This window comes from Parapedobacter sp. GCM10030251 (assembly GCF_042666505.1).
GTDB lineage: Bacteria > Bacteroidota > Bacteroidia > Sphingobacteriales > Sphingobacteriaceae > Parapedobacter.
In genome coordinates this window covers 132,644-149,788 of sequence record NZ_JBHTDN010000003.1, presented here as the reverse complement: position 1 = coordinate 149,788, position 17,145 = coordinate 132,644, and the positions used below count along the sequence as shown (strand labels likewise).

General features: G+C 51.7%; 10 protein-coding genes. All 10 read left to right on the top strand.

Translation table 11 applies throughout. The features are described from left to right. Nucleotides 1-10 precede the first annotated feature (10 nt). Nucleotides 11-1,900 (top strand): hypothetical protein, encoded by a 1,890-nt coding sequence (locus tag ACFQRK_RS10010; protein ID WP_379006114.1) that lies wholly within the window; start codon nucleotides 11-13, stop codon nucleotides 1,898-1,900. A 366-nt stretch (nucleotides 1,901-2,266) separates the two neighbouring features. Then, nucleotides 2,267-5,467 carry a SusC/RagA family TonB-linked outer membrane protein gene (locus ACFQRK_RS10005; protein WP_379006112.1) on the top strand — a complete coding sequence of 1,067 codons (3,201 nt, stop codon included), beginning with the start codon at nucleotides 2,267-2,269 and terminating at the stop codon, nucleotides 5,465-5,467. Nucleotides 5,468-5,502: 35 nt separating this feature from the next. Further along, on the top strand, nucleotides 5,503-7,461 hold the full coding sequence (locus ACFQRK_RS10000) for a RagB/SusD family nutrient uptake outer membrane protein (RefSeq protein WP_379006109.1): 1,959 nt from the start codon (nucleotides 5,503-5,505) through the stop codon (nucleotides 7,459-7,461). Nucleotides 7,462-7,589: 128 nt separating this feature from the next. Next, nucleotides 7,590-8,897: a DUF4959 domain-containing protein gene (locus ACFQRK_RS09995; RefSeq protein WP_379006107.1), complete on the top strand. Its 1,308-nt coding sequence runs from the start codon at nucleotides 7,590-7,592 to the stop codon at nucleotides 8,895-8,897. Nucleotides 8,898-8,920: 23 nt separating this feature from the next. Further along, entirely contained in the window at nucleotides 8,921-10,345 is a 1,425-nt protein-coding gene (locus ACFQRK_RS09990; protein WP_379006104.1) for a DUF4998 domain-containing protein, read from the top strand. Between the two features lie 107 nt (nucleotides 10,346-10,452). Then, the gene (locus ACFQRK_RS09985; protein WP_379006103.1) at nucleotides 10,453-11,739 is read left to right on the top strand and encodes an enolase C-terminal domain-like protein; all 1,287 of its coding nucleotides are present in this window, start codon (nucleotides 10,453-10,455) and stop codon (nucleotides 11,737-11,739) included. A gap of 108 nt (nucleotides 11,740-11,847) precedes the next feature. Further along, nucleotides 11,848-13,206: a DegT/DnrJ/EryC1/StrS family aminotransferase gene (locus tag ACFQRK_RS09980; protein ID WP_379006101.1), complete on the top strand. Its 1,359-nt coding sequence runs from the start codon at nucleotides 11,848-11,850 to the stop codon at nucleotides 13,204-13,206. An 18-nt stretch (nucleotides 13,207-13,224) separates the two neighbouring features. Further along, nucleotides 13,225-14,586, top strand: coding sequence for a neutral/alkaline non-lysosomal ceramidase N-terminal domain-containing protein (locus tag ACFQRK_RS09975; RefSeq protein WP_379006100.1), 1,362 nt, complete (start codon nucleotides 13,225-13,227; stop codon nucleotides 14,584-14,586). Nucleotides 14,587-14,624: 38 nt separating this feature from the next. Continuing rightward, entirely contained in the window at nucleotides 14,625-16,745 is a 2,121-nt protein-coding gene (locus tag ACFQRK_RS09970) for a PVC-type heme-binding CxxCH protein (RefSeq protein ID WP_379006097.1), read from the top strand. Then, a complete protein-coding gene (locus tag ACFQRK_RS09965) occupies nucleotides 16,745-17,131 on the top strand; it encodes a hypothetical protein (RefSeq protein ID WP_379006094.1) in 387 nt (128 codons plus the stop codon). The genes ACFQRK_RS09970 and ACFQRK_RS09965 overlap by 1 nt, the downstream gene beginning before the upstream one ends. Nucleotides 17,132-17,145: the final 14 nt, after the last annotated feature.

Below are 17,145 nucleotides of genomic sequence, written 5' to 3'. Positions count from 1 at the left end.
CGAATAAGAAATGACAAAGAAATACTGGAAACTTGGTGGTATCGTACTGATGTCGCTGGTCGCAATGAGCTTGCGAAACGCCGAAAAGCCGCGGCATGTACCGTTAGATGACCGGTTCACAGACCATGGTGTCGCCTCGCCCGTTAGTACCGACCGCGGGATCGTCGCCGCCGTGGATGGGCAGGGACGGAACGTGGTAATGGCCTGGCTTTTTGATGTCAGGGGCGGTTATTCATTATTGGTCATTGATGCCGCGACCGGCCAAAGCGAAGAATTCCCCATGCCGTTTGATAACAAGGGGGATTCTCCCTTTTCGTCGTTGTTTTCTTCCCAAGGCAAATTATATACGTTGTTTAATGGCAATTTTGTAGAGTTCGACCCCAGGGAACGTGCATACACCTTCCACCATAAAACCGCCCCTCAAATGGCAATGGGAATGACCGAAGATGACCAGGGACGGATCTGGGCGGTAACGTATCCGAACAGTGGTTTGGTTTGCTACGATCCTAAAATCGATTCGTTGACCGACTACGGTTACGTACACAAAGAAAACTGGGCTCAATATCAGCGCTTTGTCGCAGCCGACGATACGGGTTGGATTTACTTTGCCATTGGTAATACGGACAGCCAACTGATCGCATTCAACCCCACAACGCGGGAAGTCAAACCATTGCTGCAACCGTCCGAGCGGAAGCGCGGAATGGCGTATGTTTACCGAAACAAAAACGGAAAGGTCTTCGGACAGGCCCTACAAGATGATGCCGAGCCCTGGTATGAATTATACAAAGGAAATATCACACCCATTGGGACGGATCATCAGCCGGAAGCAAAGAACATTATCACCGGATCGCAGGCCCTCAGGCACCTCACGTTTCCGGACGGCCGACGGGTGGCTAACCTGGATTTGATCAACCGGCAGTTGACCACCGAAGATGCAGCAGGCGCATCGCGGAAAACCGTCAACTTCGATTATTCAACCGAAGGGTCTTGGGTGATGGGGGTCGCCGCATCACCGGATGGACGATCGATTATCGGCGGCACCACGTTCCCCATGCGGTTGTTTGGTTATGCGGTAGCCAACGATACGTGGAACCACCAGCGGGCAACCGGTCAATTCAATGCCGTAGCCGTCACGGACCGCCACGTCTTTTTCGGATCCTATCCAGGAGGACATCTTTTGATGTGGGATGGCAAGCAAACTCCCGAAGTCGCCTTTACGTGCAAACCGGTGATCTACCGTCCCCACCGTGTTTTGCCTCATCCAGACGGCCGGACCGTGCTGATGGGTGGCACGCCCGACTATGGCTATACCGGTGGTGGGCTGCTGTTTTATGACATCGTATCGCGGCAACACGTATTACTGACCGATAGCCAGGTAGTCGAAAATCAATCGACTATGAGCCTTACGGCGTTAAAAAACGGTAAGGTGCTGGGAGGGACTACAATCGCGCCTGGAACGGGCGGTGAGCGCAAAGCTTCCTTGGCTGAACTGTATCAAGTGGACGTCAAAACCAAGCAGGTCGAATGGCGGCAGCCGGTTATTCCGGGTGTCCAAACTTACTCCGATCTGACAACCCGGGCTGACGGAAAGGTATATGGAATTGCAGATTATAAACTGTTTTTTGTTTTCGACCCTGAGACCCGAACCGTCATTTATCAAAAGGATCTCTCGGCCGACTTGGGGCGTACGGTTGGGGAACAGTCACCTCGCATATTTGTGAAGGGGAATGGCGAAGATCTCTACCTGCTTTTTCACGAGGCCATAGCTAAAGTAGATCACGATTCTTATCAGTTAACGTTGCTGGCTCGCACGCCCAAACCCATACGAGCCGGGGGCGATTACCTTAACAATCGAATTTATTACATCAGCGGCTCCCATCTTTACAGTTATGACTTGTAACCCGGCTTGCGGAAAGACCGAACAATACCCGCTAAACTTTAACCATAAATAAGCAAGTAAACCGCATAAAGAGATAAAATTCAGACATATTATAATTTTTAACACATTAAACTTGCATAACCGATTTCTTTTACGGATATTGCGCAACAATAACGATTATAAACCGCATTATTAATTGAGGGCTTAGAGGCCGCATGTGACATGGAAAGGAGCATGCGGAAGGTATAGAATCGCTTAAAGTCTAATATGCCTATGATAATATCATTGAACTAAACTCAGAAGACCATCCGTCTTGACTACCAATTCATATTGCTTTAATAGTTCCAAAGCAATATCAACTTCACCGTATAAACAAATAACTTATTTATGAAGAGAAACAAGTACATAATGGGTATAGGCATGCATTTTTATGGATGCCTGCTTGCCGTCTTACTGATCGGCCAGACGTGGACCGGGGCGTCAGCGATGGCGCAGGAACGCCAAATCACCGGCCGTGTGAGCGATTTAAACGAGGCCGGAATCCCTGGCGTGAGTGTAAAAATCAAAGGGACCACCATGGGTACGGTGACCGACTTAAACGGACACTTTACCATTACCATCTCGGACGAAACAGCCATACTGGAGTTTACCTACGTGGGGTATGTTACGAAGGAAGTTCCGGTTAAAGGACAATCCGAAATCCGGATTACGATGGAGGAAGCGGACGCGTCTGCCATAGACGAGGTGGTTGTCACCGCGTTTGGCACGCAGAAAAAAGAAAGTGTGGTGAGCGCAATTTCCACCGTCAAGCCAGGTGAACTCCGAAGTCCATCCAGTAACCTGACTGCGGCACTCGCAGGCCGGGTAGCCGGCGTGATTGCGTACCAACGGTCGGGCGAACCCGGATTGGACAATGCTGAATTCTACATCCGGGGAATTACGACGTTTAGTACGGCCGGTAAACGGGATCCGTTGATCCTGATCGACCGAGTGGAAATGACAGCGAATGACCTTGCAAGGCTGAATGTGGACGATATCGAGTCGTTTTCCGTGATGAAAGACGCCAGTGCGGCGGCATTGTATGGCGCACGGGGCGCGAACGGTGTCATCCTGGTAACGACCAAGGAAGGCAAACTGGATCGTCTATCGATCAGTATACGGGGCGAGCAGTCCAATTCGTACAATACGAAGATGCTGGACCTAGCTGATCCCGTTACCTATATGCGCCTGCATAACGAAGCCGTACGGACACGGGATCCGATGGTGGAACTCCCCTACTCATCAGCCAAAATCCGGGGAACCGAATTAGGGTTGGATCCAATCCGTTATCCGGCCGTAAACTGGTACGATTACCTAATCGATGACTATGCAACCAACCGGCGCGTCAATTTGAATCTGACCGGTGGCGGACAAACGGTACAGTATTACCTAGCTGCCAATTATCAAAATGATCAGGGTATCCTGAAAGAGAGTAAGGAAAACCAGTTGGATAACAACATCGATATCGACCGGCTTCAGGTCCGCTCGAACGTGACCATTAAGTTTGCCCCTACCACAACCGGGGTTGTCCGCGCCTATGGGTCGTTCGACGACCGCACCGGACCGTGGATCCAAAATATGACCGACGAAAACGGGAAGACCGTCAGTGGCGGTGCAGCGGTATTCCGCCAAGCCCGGAATGCTTCGCAAGTTCGCTTTCTGCCCTTCTATCCGGCCGATGAAGCCAATGCATTCACCAAGCACATTCTGTTCGGGAACGATCAAGAAATGTCATACAACAACCCGTGGGCAAGGCTGGCCAGTTCGTTTCAGGAATCCAAAGAATCCATGATGCAAATCCAACTGGAAATGGAGCATCGATTTACCGGCAAACTGGAAGGATTCACCGCCTGGGGGCTATATAATGCGCAGCGAAAAACCTATTATTCCCATACCCGTTCATCCCTTCCTTTTTATTACGCCCTAGCCAACACGATCGACGGATCGTATCGCCTGCTGGCGCTAAACCCGGATTCGGGCACCGAATACCTGGATTATCGCGGCGGCGGCAGGACATCGGAAGCGACCCAATATGGCGAAGTCCGATTGACGTACAATAAGACCTTGAACGACGTACACAACTTCAATGGCGCGCTGATCGGTACGATTCGGGACGCGACGGGTACGTTTAATTTTAATGATGACGTGGCGGATCAGTTAACGCTCGCCTTGCCCCGGAGGAACATCTCAACGGCCGGTCGGATCGCCTACGGGTACGATTCGCGTTATTTCGCTGAGTTTGCGTATGGACTGAACGGCACGGAACGGTTTGCGGAGAATAACCGGTGGGGCTTCTTTCCGACGGTAGGTGTAAGCTGGGCAGTGAGCAATGAAAAATTTTGGTCTGGCCTGGAGGAAAAAATCACGACCCTGAGACTGCGGGGTACGTACGGCGAAGTAGGGAACGATGCAATCGGTGCGGCTGCCGATCGCTTTTTCTACCTCTCCCAGATCAATATGAATGCCTCTGCAACGTACCCGTTCGGTGTACCGGGAAATCCGTACTACAGCCGCAGTGGAATCACGATTAACCGGTATGCCAATAATTTGATTACCTGGGAAATTGCCCGGAAGGCCAACGTGGGTTTTGAAATTGGATTGTTCAATGAACTTACCCTGATTGCGGACTTTTTCCACGAAAAACGGCGAAACATCTTGCAAACCCGGCAGGATATCCCCACCACCATGGGAATCCGGGGTACCCCGCAAGCGAACGTAGGCATGTCCGAAGGACGGGGGATCGATGCCGAACTGAAATACAACAAAACGATGGCCAATGGCCTTTGGTACTCCATAAATGGCAATTTCACGTATATGAGTGGCCGCTTTCTGCAATATGAAGAGCCCGATTACAGCGATGTGCCCTGGCGCACCCGGGTAGGCACAAAACTCAGCCAGCCGATGGGCTTGATTGCGGAACGGCTGTTCATCGACGAGGAAGAAGTGAATAATTCACCCGTACAGGAATTCGGGGAATACATGGCCGGCGACATCAAATACAAGGACATCAATAACGACGGTAGGATCAATAACGATGATATGGTGCCGATCGGCTTTCCGACCGAGCCCGAGATCATTTATGGAACTTCTTTTTCCATCGGGTATAAAGCGTTTGACCTCAACTTCTTCATCCAGGGCTCCGGCAGGTCCTCATTCTTTATCAGTCCGACAGCCCTGACGCCATTTACCGACCGCGGACAGAAAGGCCTGGCGCAATTGATTGCAGACGATCACTGGTCGGAAACCAACCGGGACATTTATGCGTTTTGGCCGCGCTTATCTGAGTATGCCATAGGTAACAACAACGTGCAGAGTACCCACTGGCTGCGCGACGGCACGTTCTTACGGCTGAAACAAGCCGAAGTAGGGTTTACGCTGCCGGAAAAACTCGTTCAGCGCGCCCGTCTAAGGACGCTGCGGGTATACCTGAGTGGAACCAACCTGCTGTACTGGTCGAAGTTTAAGTTGTGGGATCCGGAAATGGCCGGACTGGGGTTAGGATATCCGGTTCAGCGTGTGTTTAACCTCGGTGTAAATATTAATCTTTAGATAACTGCTGAACGTCGGCAATAAATGATATACGAATGAAGAGTTTATTTCGAATCACGGCGGCCTGTTTCCTCTTGGGGGTAGCAAGCTGCAACTATTTGGATGTGGTGCCGAATGATACAGCCACGCTCGATCATGCCTTCTCGAACCGGTCGGTGATGGAAAAGTTTATGAGAACATGCTATTCACATTTACCAGACCCGACCAATCCGTGGTGGTATCCGGCTTATTTTACCAGCCGGGATGAATTTGATTACCGCAACGAAAGTCGGGCGGCAGTGATGCCTGCAGCGATGATCGCACGGGGGCTTCAGAATGCGAACGCCCCGTACCAGGATTACTGGTCCGGCGCAAATGGCGGTAAAGCGCTGTACGTTGCCCTTCGCGATTGCAATATATTTTTGGAGAATGCCCATGTTCCGCGGGATATTGACGAATTGGAACGCACGAGATGGATTGCGGAAGTTACCTTTCTCAAAGCGTATTACCACTTCTTTCTCATGCAACTCTATGGCCCGATTGTGCTGGTAAAAGAGAATCTACCGGTGTCGACCAGCCCGGAAGATGCCAAAGTCTACCGCGAGCCGATCGACGTGTGCGTGGATTACATCGTAGAGCTTTTAGACCAGGCTGCGGCCGGTTTACCGGAAACGCTGTTGGATCCGACCACCGAACGTGGCCGGATTACTAAGGTTACGGCGCTGGGCATCAAGGCAAAGGTCCTGGCTTGGGCGGCTAGCCCCTTGTTTAATGGAAACCCCGATTATGCCGGCTGGGTGGACAACCGCGGGATCCAGCTGATCCCCAGCACCTACGATCCGTCTAAGTGGGAACGCGCTGCCGCGGCCATCAAAGACGCCATTGACCTGGCCGAAGCCAGTGGCCATCGGCTGTATACATTCAACAAGCTGGCAGGTGGTGCCCAGACGTTTGCCATGAACGACACTTTGGAACAACTGATGACCATCCGGAAATCGATTACGGAAGATTTCGAACGGAATTCGGGGGTACTGTGGGCAACACAGGAACAGTTTGCCAGTGGCAAGGGTAGTCCCGGCCTGGCCGTTTTGGGACATATGCTGCTCAGCATGCACCCGGTACTGTACAGCACCGACCAACCGATCCTGCTTAATTACATGTCCGCCTCGTGGCACATGGCAGAGTTATATTATTCAAAGAACGGAGTGCCGATCGATGAAGATAAAAACTACGATTACGCCAATCGGTTCGGCCTGCGCAGGGCAGAACCCATTGACCGGCATGAATCGTATATTGCCACCGGAGAGGTTACGGTGAAGCTGCACTTCGACCGGGAACCGCGTTTTTATGCCAGCCTGGGAATCGACCGCGGCTATTTCGAATTGGCTTCTACCACCAATAACGGTGGCGCGTCGTTCAGCCCGGTAAACAGATCACGGTCGAATGAAGTGGGGCCAGGTAACGGATTGGCCTCGTACACGCCTAAAAAAATTATTCCGTTTGAATCGTCCGGTAGTCGGGGCATCAGCGGCCAGGGATACACACATTACGCCTACCAGTTTCCGCTGCTGCGTCTGGCGGATCTGTACCTGCTCTATGCGGAAGCATTAAACGAAGTAAAGGCGGCACCCGACGAAGAGGTATACCATTGGATTGACCTGATCCGGGAAAATGCCGGGCTGGACGGTGTGGTCGAGTCGTGGCAAAACGCGGCCTTTAACCCCACCGCACCCAGCAACAAAAACGATATGCGCCGGATCATCCAGAAAGAGCGCCTCATTGAACTTTCATTTGAAGGCCAGCGTTTCTGGGACATCCGCCGCTGGAAAATTGCCGATCAGTACTGGACGCTGCCGCCGATGTCGTGGACAACCAATACCGTGATAACGGAAGATTTTTATGTGCCCATGGTTACTGCTCCGGCACGTCAGATGACCTTCAGGGATTACCTGTGGCCGTTACGGGAGTACGACCTGCGGGTAAACACCAATCTGGAGCAGACCTATGGCTGGTAGTCATCGGGCGAATAAATAGGAATGACGATAAAAATAACGTTTGTGAAACCCTCGTGATTTTATTCGAACCGCACCGGAACGAATCGATCAGGACCGCTTCATCACCGTTAACAACAAATTGATTAAAGATGAAAAAATATAGTTTTGTCTTCGCAGCCATGGTGTTGCTATTAGCTTCTTGCGGAGAGAGCGAACTTAAGCGACCGGAAGGCGGCACCTGGAACGCAGGTCCCCTAACAGGGTATACCGTCACGCCGATTAATGGTGGCGCCAAGATCACGTATGATTTACCCAAGGACAACGATCTGCTGTATGTCATGGCAGAGTATGAGCGAAACGGAAGGACCTTTACGGAAAAATCATCCATTCACAAGAATGAGCTGACCATTGAAGGATTCAACACCACCGAACCGGTCGGTGCCAAATTGTACAAAGTCAATCGGCAGGAACAGCGATCGGAACCGTTGGAAATAGAGTTCGTGCCACTGGAAGGCTTGGTTTCGATTGCCGAGCGAACGCTGGAAATGACCCCTGGATTTGGCGGCATCATTGCTTCCTGGGATAACCCAGGTTTGACGGAACTGGGTGTACGCATGATCGTACCCGATGAGACGCGACCGGGCGAGCTGGTCACCCGCGAAATGTACTTTTCGTCATCGGAAACCGAACGGCGCGCTTTCCGCGGATTTGAACCGGTAGAGACGACGGTGGGCATTTCTTTTGAAGACAAGTGGGATAATATTTCGGACACTACCTGGTTTACCACCACGCCGTTCTTCGAAACGCTGATTGACAAACCTTACGCGGATTACCGGGCCACGATTCCGCTGGACAACCCGACGACCTTGAGCGGCCGTAATATGAACACCCTTTGGGACAACATTGTGAATACGGCTTCCCACGGCTGGCTCACCCAGCCGGGTGCCGGGAACGGCTTGTCTATGACCATTGACCTCGGACAGGTTGTTAAGCTCAGCCGGATCGTAATCCATGGTTACCACGTCAATTCGGTATACGGGCAGGCCAACATCACGCAGTTTGAAATGTGGGGTACCGACCAGATTGACTTTGATAAGTTAAAGAACAGGGATTATTGGCTGGATGAAACCAGTCTCCGTCACGGTGCATTCCAAAACGACGTGGCAAACAAAATAGACCCATTGTACCCCATGCCCGCCCAAACCTTCAAGGACGACTGGGCGTATTTGGGTTACCATGCGATCCCGCGTTACGATCGGATGGTACCGCCCGACCCTCAGGGTGCGCTGAATCTGGCCGCCAACGGAACGGAATACGAGATGCCGATCGATGCACCGCCGGTACGCTACATCCGGATATTCGCGCGTGAGATCGCAGGAACTCCTCCAGCACCGACTAATTACTGGTCGATGGGTGAAATTACAGCGTATGGAGACAATACGGTAGCCCAAAATTAATTATTGGCGTAAACATGAAACAGATGAAGAAGACATATAGCCTATTCCCCGTTGTACTGGGATTAGTGGCATCCGTTGCCCTACTGTTTTCGTCTTGTGATAAGATGAATGATATCCAAGCAGAGTGGGCCGGGAAGGAAGAGCAGGTATACCTGGGCAAAGTAGATTCGCTCAAGTTTTATCCAGGTTTTGGCCGGGCTAAAATCACTTGGTATATCGGTGCCGATCCCAAGGTAGACCGGACGATCATTTATTGGAACATGCGCCGGGATTCCCTTGTAAAGGAGTTTGTCCGAACCGGTTCGGGCTTGCAGCGGGATTCCGTTATTTTGGAAAATCTGCCGGAAGGCTCAACGCTTTTCGAATTCCGCAACGCAAACAGCGAGGGAGAAACCTCTCTGTATTCAAACCTCACCGTCACGGTGTGGGGAGACGACTTTGCCAATGGGTTGCGCGCCCGGAAGGTAGACGCTTTCACACTCAATCCAGATGAGTCGATCTTCGAGCTGGGCCTGACGCCGGTTACCGTGGGCGACAGTGTGGCGTATGCGGAGGTGGTTTATACCAATGCATCGGGCCAGGTAAAGACGGTGCGCGCCGACCGGGAAACCAATATCCTGCAACTGACGAATTTTCCGGCTGGAGGCGAGTTCAATCTTCGCACGGTCTTTTTCCCACCTCAGGGGATCGACACCGTTTATAACGAGTTTGAAACCTTTCGCGCACCCACCGTGGTTACAGCCACCGGATCAAAATCAGCGCTCGCCGGCAACTTGTCCAGCAAGTATTTTGAATTTAACGGCGGCGAAAGCTTATATGAATGGACGTCTGACAGCAAACTGATTGCCTATCCGCTGAATGGGGACGGATCGGTATCCGTAAACGGTACCCAAGTAGCAACAGTGCCCCGGGACGCGTACCGGGATCTGTTCTTCTATAATGCAGACCGGTTCGTCGCCGTCACGACCGGCAATGCGCTGCAAATGGTTACGCTTCAGACCGGGGCTCCCGTTATTGTGAAGACGCCCGCAAACGCCGACAACTTTGGCAGCGGATTCAGTATGCCCCTGTTTATGCCCTCCCCATCGGGGGTTTTCTTCTATTCACTGACGGAAGCTGGCGCACTCCAGGCCTGGTATGCAAGAAATGATGCCTCCTTTAACACACCCAATAACGTTACGGTCGGTACCGGGTACAACGTTTACAAAAATAAACTTGCGCTGTTCAATGCAACTTCTTTGCTTGCCGTGGACGCAGACGGAAACTTATGGTCTCAACCCGTAACGGTCAGCGGCCGCCTGGGTTCCAGGAGCCGCATCGGTAGCGGCTGGAACCGATTTGAGAAAATCATAGGGGTTGGCACAACCCTGCTGTGCATGGAAGCAAACGGAGATTTTTATATATTTGATAACTTCAATACCACTGATAATTTTTGGATCGTAGATTAGTGATCGATAGGAGAACCTTTTTGAAAATATCTGGCGGCCTGGGGGCATTATCGATGACCAATCGATTGCCTTCCGGGCTTTCCATTTCGTCTGAAAACCCACCCGGAATGAAAACGATCGAAGTGATACGTGCCGATGCGAATTTTGAGCGGGAGAAGCTGCGTTTCCCATTTGGTTTTAAGGGCGGATACCTGACTGAACTGTGGCAGACCGCCTCCAGACTGGAATCCGCGGGTGGCCATGCCGGCATTGGCATCGCGACGCAAAGCGTATTGTATGGAGATGCCGATCTGTTTGTCCGGGCAAGCGAAGCCACCGGCAACGCATTGATGTACCTGGTTACCGCCCGCGCCCTGGATCTGGTAAGAAAACGAACGTTCAATTCACCTGTGGACTTAATGGACGACCTGTATCCGGAAACCTATGAAATAGCGAAACAATTGGCAGGCACCGATACGTTGAACCCCAATTTTGTATTCAATGCACTCGTAAGCCTAGACAATGCCATCTGGCTGCTCTATGCAGCAGAAAACGATCTGCAAGATTATCACGAAATGATTCTGCCGAGATACCGCGCCGCGTTGGCCCATCGAAACGACCGGATCGGTATCCTATTCCAGGTGTCTTATGACATGCCCGACGAAACGATCCTGCAGGCGGTCGCCGATGGATACTTTATCTTTAAGATCAAAACCGGATACCCGGGCGATCAGCAGACGATGCTGGAAGGCGATATGCGCAGACTTAAACAACTCCACCGTCTATTGCAAGATATCCGAACCGAAGAAACCCCGAACGGGAGGTTGGTGTATACCATGGATGCGAATGGTCGTTATGAACACAAGGAAACGTTCATGCGTTACCTGGACTATGCCCGTGAGATTGGGGCCTTTGACCAGATATTGTTTTATGAAGAACCTTTTGCCGAACAAAACGAAACGTATGTGGGTGATTTAGGCGTTCGTATTGCCGCCGACGAAAGCGTTTATGATGTCGCTAGTGCCAAACGGCGAATTGAACAGGGGTACCAGGCCATTGTATTGAAAAGTGTGGCAAAGACTCTTAGTCAGACGCTTAAAATCCTCGAGTATGCGCACCACCAGCAGATTCCCTGCGCGTGTTCGGATCTTACCATCAACCCGATCCTGCTGGAGTGGCACAAGAACATGACCGCTCGTCTCGAGCCCTTTCCGGGATTGGGAATGCCGTTGATGGAAACCAATGGGGCAACCAATTACGTGAATTGGGAGACCATGCGCCAGTATCACCCCTCCTATGGAGCGTCGTGGGCGGAACAGCGGCAAGGCAAGTTTCTCTTAAATGATGATTTTTACGCACAGAGCGGCGGTATTTATCAAAATTCCGCACATTATCAGCAGTTATTTTCGCAATAATCATTCAAAAAGCAACAACAATTAGTAAATTAGCGGTAAATTTGCGTTATTCGTCTCTCAAATCACGACATGGCGGCTGGCGTATTTTCTGTAAACACAATACAGCATATGAATAATGAGCAACTGACGAATCGTAGGGAATTTATTAAGAAAGGGACCCTTCTTGGAGCTACCCTGGCAGTGTCGCCGACCTTATTTGGGAATGTACAGTTGGGAGGGCGTCCGGCCATATTGGGCGGACAAGGAATATGGGAAAATAAGCAGTGGCCCCAATGGCCACGGTGGAATCCTGAAACCGACGAAAAGGGATTGCTGGAGGTTATGCGGAGCGGTCGTTGGGTTCGGGGCACTAGGACCAACGATTTCGAACAGCGTTGGGCAACAGCAATCGGCACCAAGAGAGCCCTTACGGTAGTCAACGGCACCAGCGCGCTTACTACGGCGATCAATAGCTTCGGAATCGGACCGGGAGATGAGGTGATTGTACCGCCCTACACCTTTATTGCAACGGTATCCGCTGTGTTATTCAACGGCGCGATACCCGTATTTGCGGACATCGACCCAGAAACTTTCCAGATAGATCCCAAGCAGATCGAAGCGAAAATCACCTCCAAAACGAAAGCCATATTACCTGTCCACATTTTGGGACTTCCTGCCGACATGAATGCGATTATGCAAATTGCCCGCGCACACAATCTCGTGGTGATTGAAGATGCCTGTCAAGCCCACCTTGCGGAGTACGACGGAAAAAAAGTGGGCAGCATAGGCAACGCGGGCTGCTTTAGTTTCCAAAATTCGAAAAACCTACCCATTGGCGAGGGCGGAGCCATTACAAGCAACGACGAGGCTTTTATAGACCGGTGTATGTCATACCACAACTTCGGGCTCCCTACCGGTCAATTTACGCCGGGACAAGACGGCATGTTAGGCAACAAACTACGGTTTACCGAGTATCAAGCTGCCATCGGACTCGTCATGCTCGCACGGCTTGCTGAGGAAACCGACATCCGGCATACCCATGCGGCCTACCTGTCCAGCCTGTTAAAGGAGGTACCCGGTATAACCCCTTGCCAACTCTATCCCGAAGTTTCCAGAGGAGCTTACCACTTGTACCCTTTCCGGTATGACCCGGCTCAATTCGCGGGATTATCACGTGACGGGTTTCTGAAAGCCCTCCGTGCCGAAGGAGTTCCCTGTTCAGGTGGCTACCATCCGTTGAACACACAACCGTTCATCAAAGCTTCCTTCGACTCACCGCTTTTCCGGAAAGCGTATCCGAGCGACGAGATCCAGTACGAGCGGTATCTCGAGCGCAACCAATGCCCAGCCAATGATCAATTGTGCAAGGAAGCGGTATGGCTGACGCAGAATATGCTCTTAGGTCCGCGCAGTGACATGGACGAAATTGCCGCCGCGATCAATCGCATACAGAAAAATGCACCAAAAATCGTTAAATTGCCCGCCTAACTAACCACAGCAAACGCTATGAACAAAATGTTATCCGTTTATTGGCTGGTGTGTGTAAGCTTTTTGCTTTCCACGTCTGCCGCCGTAGGACAAGGATGGAAAGCTGGAGTCGCCAGAACGGTCATCACACCGGAACAGCCGATGTGGATGGCCGGATACGCCGCGCGTACGAAGCCCGCAACGGGAAAGCAGCATGAGTTATGGGCGAAGGCGGTTGTCTTGCGGGACTCGACCGGGCACGTTACCGTAATGGTATCCAGCGATATGTTGGGCTTTACGCAAGCCTTAGGAAAATCAGTGCGGCAAACGCTGCATACACGCTATCAGCTGAATGATGCGGACATCCTACTCAACTCCTCACACACCCATTCCGGTCCCGTAATATCGGGCGCACTGGTCGACATCTATCCGATTGACGACACCGAGCGCCAGAAAATCGATGCGTATACCGCGTGGTTGGAAGGCCGCATTATCGATTTGGTCGACCGGGCCTTTAAGGACCTGGAAGAAGCTAAGGTATATGCAGATATCGGCGTGACGCGATTTCAGGTAAACCGGAGGAATAATCCCGCCGGCGAATTACATAGAGCCACTGAGCTAAAGGGGCCGAGCGACCACTCCGTCTCGGTTATCAAGGTCACAAACAAAAAAGGGAAAATTAAGGCCCTATTGTTTGGCTACGCCTGCCACCCCACCACGCTGGATGGTTACGAATGGTCCGGTGATTTCCCGGGCTACGCCCAGCTGGCCCTCGAAGAAAACCACAAAGGCACAACCGCTCTCTTTTTCCAGGGAGCCTGCGGAGATCAGAATCCCCTGCCCCGGCGCACGGTTCCATTGGCCCGGCAATACGGAAAAGAACTGGCCGCCGCCGTGGAATCTGTGCTTGAAGAAAATCAAATGAACGAGTTGAAACCGATACTCAAAACGGCGTATAAGGAAGTAACTCTGCCTTTTTCAACCGTTCCTTCCCGGGCGGATTTGCAAGAAGTAATCCGGAAAGACGGCGACAAAACCTATTATTCGCGATGGGCACACCGGCTCACCGGCCAATTGGATCAGGGCAAATCCCTGCCCACTTCCTATCCGTATCCGTTGCAGGTCTGGAAACTCGGTGACCAACTGCTGTTCAGCTTAGCGGGCGAAGTATTGGTAGACTATGCCATAAACCTGAAAAACCGGTATGGCTGGGATGCCATCGTCTTGGGATACAACAACGACGTAATGGGATACATCCCTCCGGTCCGTGTGTTGGGCGAAGGTGGATATGAAGGCGATACGTCGCAGCGGGTATATGGCTTGCCGGCCAAATGGGATCCGGCCATTGAATCCCTCATCTACGAGGCCTGCGATCAGCTTGTGCAGGAGATTAATCAATGACATAAAAAAACAGAAATTTATACGAACAAGATCAGATTATGAAAAATGGAGTGTTATTCATCGGAGGACTGCTGGTTATCGCCAGTGCCATATCATGCAGCGAAAAACCCCGATATGCAGAAGCGTTATCACCTGAAGAAGCGATAAAGACATTTGAACTAGAAGATGGATTTGCCATCGAAACATTTGCCTCCGAGCCGTTTGTATCCGATCCCATTATGCTGATGTTTGACGAAAACGGCAGCGCATACGTGGTTGAGATGGCGGACTATCCCGGCAAACCCGAACCAGGTAAAGGAAAAGGACGGATCAAGCTGGTGAAAGATACGGACGGTGATGGCGTTATCGATAGCGCAACTGTTTTTGCAGAAGGAATCGGCGATGCGACAAGCCTGCTGCCTTACGAGGGCGGCCTGCTGGTTACGGCCGCACCCCACATCATCTATTACAAAGATACCGACGGTGATGGGAAGGCTGACCACGAAGAAATCCTTTTCTCCGGCTTTTTCGAGAATAACTCAGAGGCTCAGATCACCAGTCTCACCTATGGTGTTGACAACTGGATTTATGCCAATAACAACGGGCAACGAAGCGGCGTTACCTCCGCACGGCACCCGAAAACAGACACCCTATCGCTGGCCGGCAAAGATTTTCGGTTCAGGCTCGACAAAAATCTTTTCGAGGCCGAATCCGGTGCAGGGCAGTTTGGACTTACCATGGACGATTGGGGACACCGGTTTTTTACACAAAACACCTGGCACCTTCAAACGGCGCCCATTCCCGACCGGTACCTGAACCGGCATAAACGCATGCCCTCGCACTCGTCGGTTGCTAACATCTATGGAACGGAAGATATACGCGCCTTCGCCATCAGTGAGCCGCCTTATTGGCGTGTCGAGCGAAGTGAGGGAAGACAGCGGCAATACGATGCGGCCGGATTGGACCGTACTGAACACGTATGGAATCACTTTACGGGCGCTTCCGGTGGGATGATGTACAACGCCGGCCTGTTTCCAGAGGCTTACTATGGCAATATCTTTACTGCGGAGGTGGCCCTGAACCTGGTCCACCGCGATGTCATCCATACGACCCAAGAAGGACCTTTTCTTTCCGCAAAACGGGCTCCAGAGGGACAAGAGAAGGAGTTTTTAGCGTCGACGGACACCTGGTTCCGCCCGGTTAATTCGACCGTAGGCCCTGAGGGAGCGCTATACATAGTCGATATGTACCGCCAGCATATCGAAACACCCGTTTCCATTCCCGATTCCCTGAAGCAAGACATGGACTTCCAGAAAGGGACCGAATTGGGCCGGATTTACCGGATCTACCCCGAAGGGAAACGACCGGAACTTGCCACACCGGCATTGGGTAGCAAGTCAGCGGATGAACTGGTCGACCTGCTTACCCACAACGACCAATGGTGGCGTATAAATGCCCAGCGTTTGTTGGTTGAACGCAAAGACGCGTCGGTTGCAGGTAAGGTTGCTGAACTTTTGAAAACACACGCAGATCCGCGCACCCGGCTACATGCACTTTATGTATTGGAAGGCTTGAACCAGCTGTCGGCCGAGCATGTATCGGTGGCACTGGCCGATTCCCACCCCCAACTGAGGAAACACGGGATTATTCTTGCTGAGCGTTATCCGGCATTGGTGGATGCCGTCATTGCGGCTGCGAGCGACGAAGAAGCCGAAGTAGCCTGCCAGGCGGCGTTGAGCCTGGGAGAGTTTGCTCCCACCCCCAAAACGGTTGATGCCTTGGCTAAGCTAGCCGTAAAATACGGAGCCGATGCTTGGTTCAGAAAAGCCCTGTTGAGCTCTGATGTAGCGGCTTCTTACCGTTTATACCAACAGTTGGCACAAACGGCCGAATACAAAGATCAAATACGCAACCAACCTAAATTTATGGAAGAGTTGGCCTTTACCATCGGCGCCAGCGGCAATTTGTCCGAATACAAAGCGTTTATTGCTACACTGCCGAAGGGTGAAACCGACTACGAAATCGGTCTCATCAGGGGATTCGCGGGAGGCGTCCGCAAAGCAGAATTAAATGAGGCGACAAAGACGGCACTGATCGGTGGTTTAAAGTCGGCAGCCCTTTCAGATAAGGGACGTGAAATCGGGGATGCATTGATTAACGAATTAACAGGAGATAAGTAATGGAAAGCAGAAGAACGTTTATCGGCCACGCCTTTTCACTTGCGCTGAGTCTGGCCAGTACGGTCGCCCTCGTTGCATGTGGCGGAAACGGTAAATCGGGAAAAGATGCCGGTGCGGCGGCCGACAGTACGGCCAACCCCGATAAGGACGCCTTGGCAAGGTTTGGTGGGAATTGTGATGATTTTTCCAAGTTGACGGAAAAAGATTACGAGGTAAGAAAAAACCTGGGATATCAGAAGAGCTCGCCGACAGAAGATACCCAATGTCAGCATTGCAACCTGTGGTTGCCACCCCGCCCCAACGAAAGTTGCGGCGGGTGTACGCTTTTCACGGGACCCATCGAGCCAACCGGCACCTGTACGTATTGGGCGCCGCGTCAATCGTAAATACGGACGTAATG

Excerpts from the sequence above, each read along its gene's own strand:
- ACFQRK_RS09990 (WP_379006104.1), top strand. The coding sequence starts at position 8,921 with ATGAAGAAGACATATAGCCTATTCCCCGTTGTACTGGGATTAGTGGCA.
- ACFQRK_RS10005 (WP_379006112.1), top strand. The coding sequence starts at position 2,267 with ATGAAGAGAAACAAGTACATAATGGGTATAGGCATGCATTTTTATGGA.
- ACFQRK_RS10000 (WP_379006109.1), top strand. The coding sequence starts at position 5,503 with ATGAAGAGTTTATTTCGAATCACGGCGGCCTGTTTCCTCTTGGGGGTA.
- ACFQRK_RS09965 (WP_379006094.1), top strand. The coding sequence starts at position 16,745 with ATGGAAAGCAGAAGAACGTTTATCGGCCACGCCTTTTCACTTGCGCTG.
- ACFQRK_RS09995 (WP_379006107.1), top strand. The coding sequence starts at position 7,590 with ATGAAAAAATATAGTTTTGTCTTCGCAGCCATGGTGTTGCTATTAGCT.
- ACFQRK_RS09985 (WP_379006103.1), top strand. The coding sequence starts at position 10,453 with ATGAAAACGATCGAAGTGATACGTGCCGATGCGAATTTTGAGCGGGAG.
- ACFQRK_RS10010 (WP_379006114.1), top strand. The coding sequence starts at position 11 with ATGACAAAGAAATACTGGAAACTTGGTGGTATCGTACTGATGTCGCTG.
- ACFQRK_RS09980 (WP_379006101.1), top strand. The coding sequence starts at position 11,848 with ATGAATAATGAGCAACTGACGAATCGTAGGGAATTTATTAAGAAAGGG.
- ACFQRK_RS09975 (WP_379006100.1), top strand. The coding sequence starts at position 13,225 with ATGAACAAAATGTTATCCGTTTATTGGCTGGTGTGTGTAAGCTTTTTG.
- ACFQRK_RS09970 (WP_379006097.1), top strand. The coding sequence starts at position 14,625 with ATGAAAAATGGAGTGTTATTCATCGGAGGACTGCTGGTTATCGCCAGT.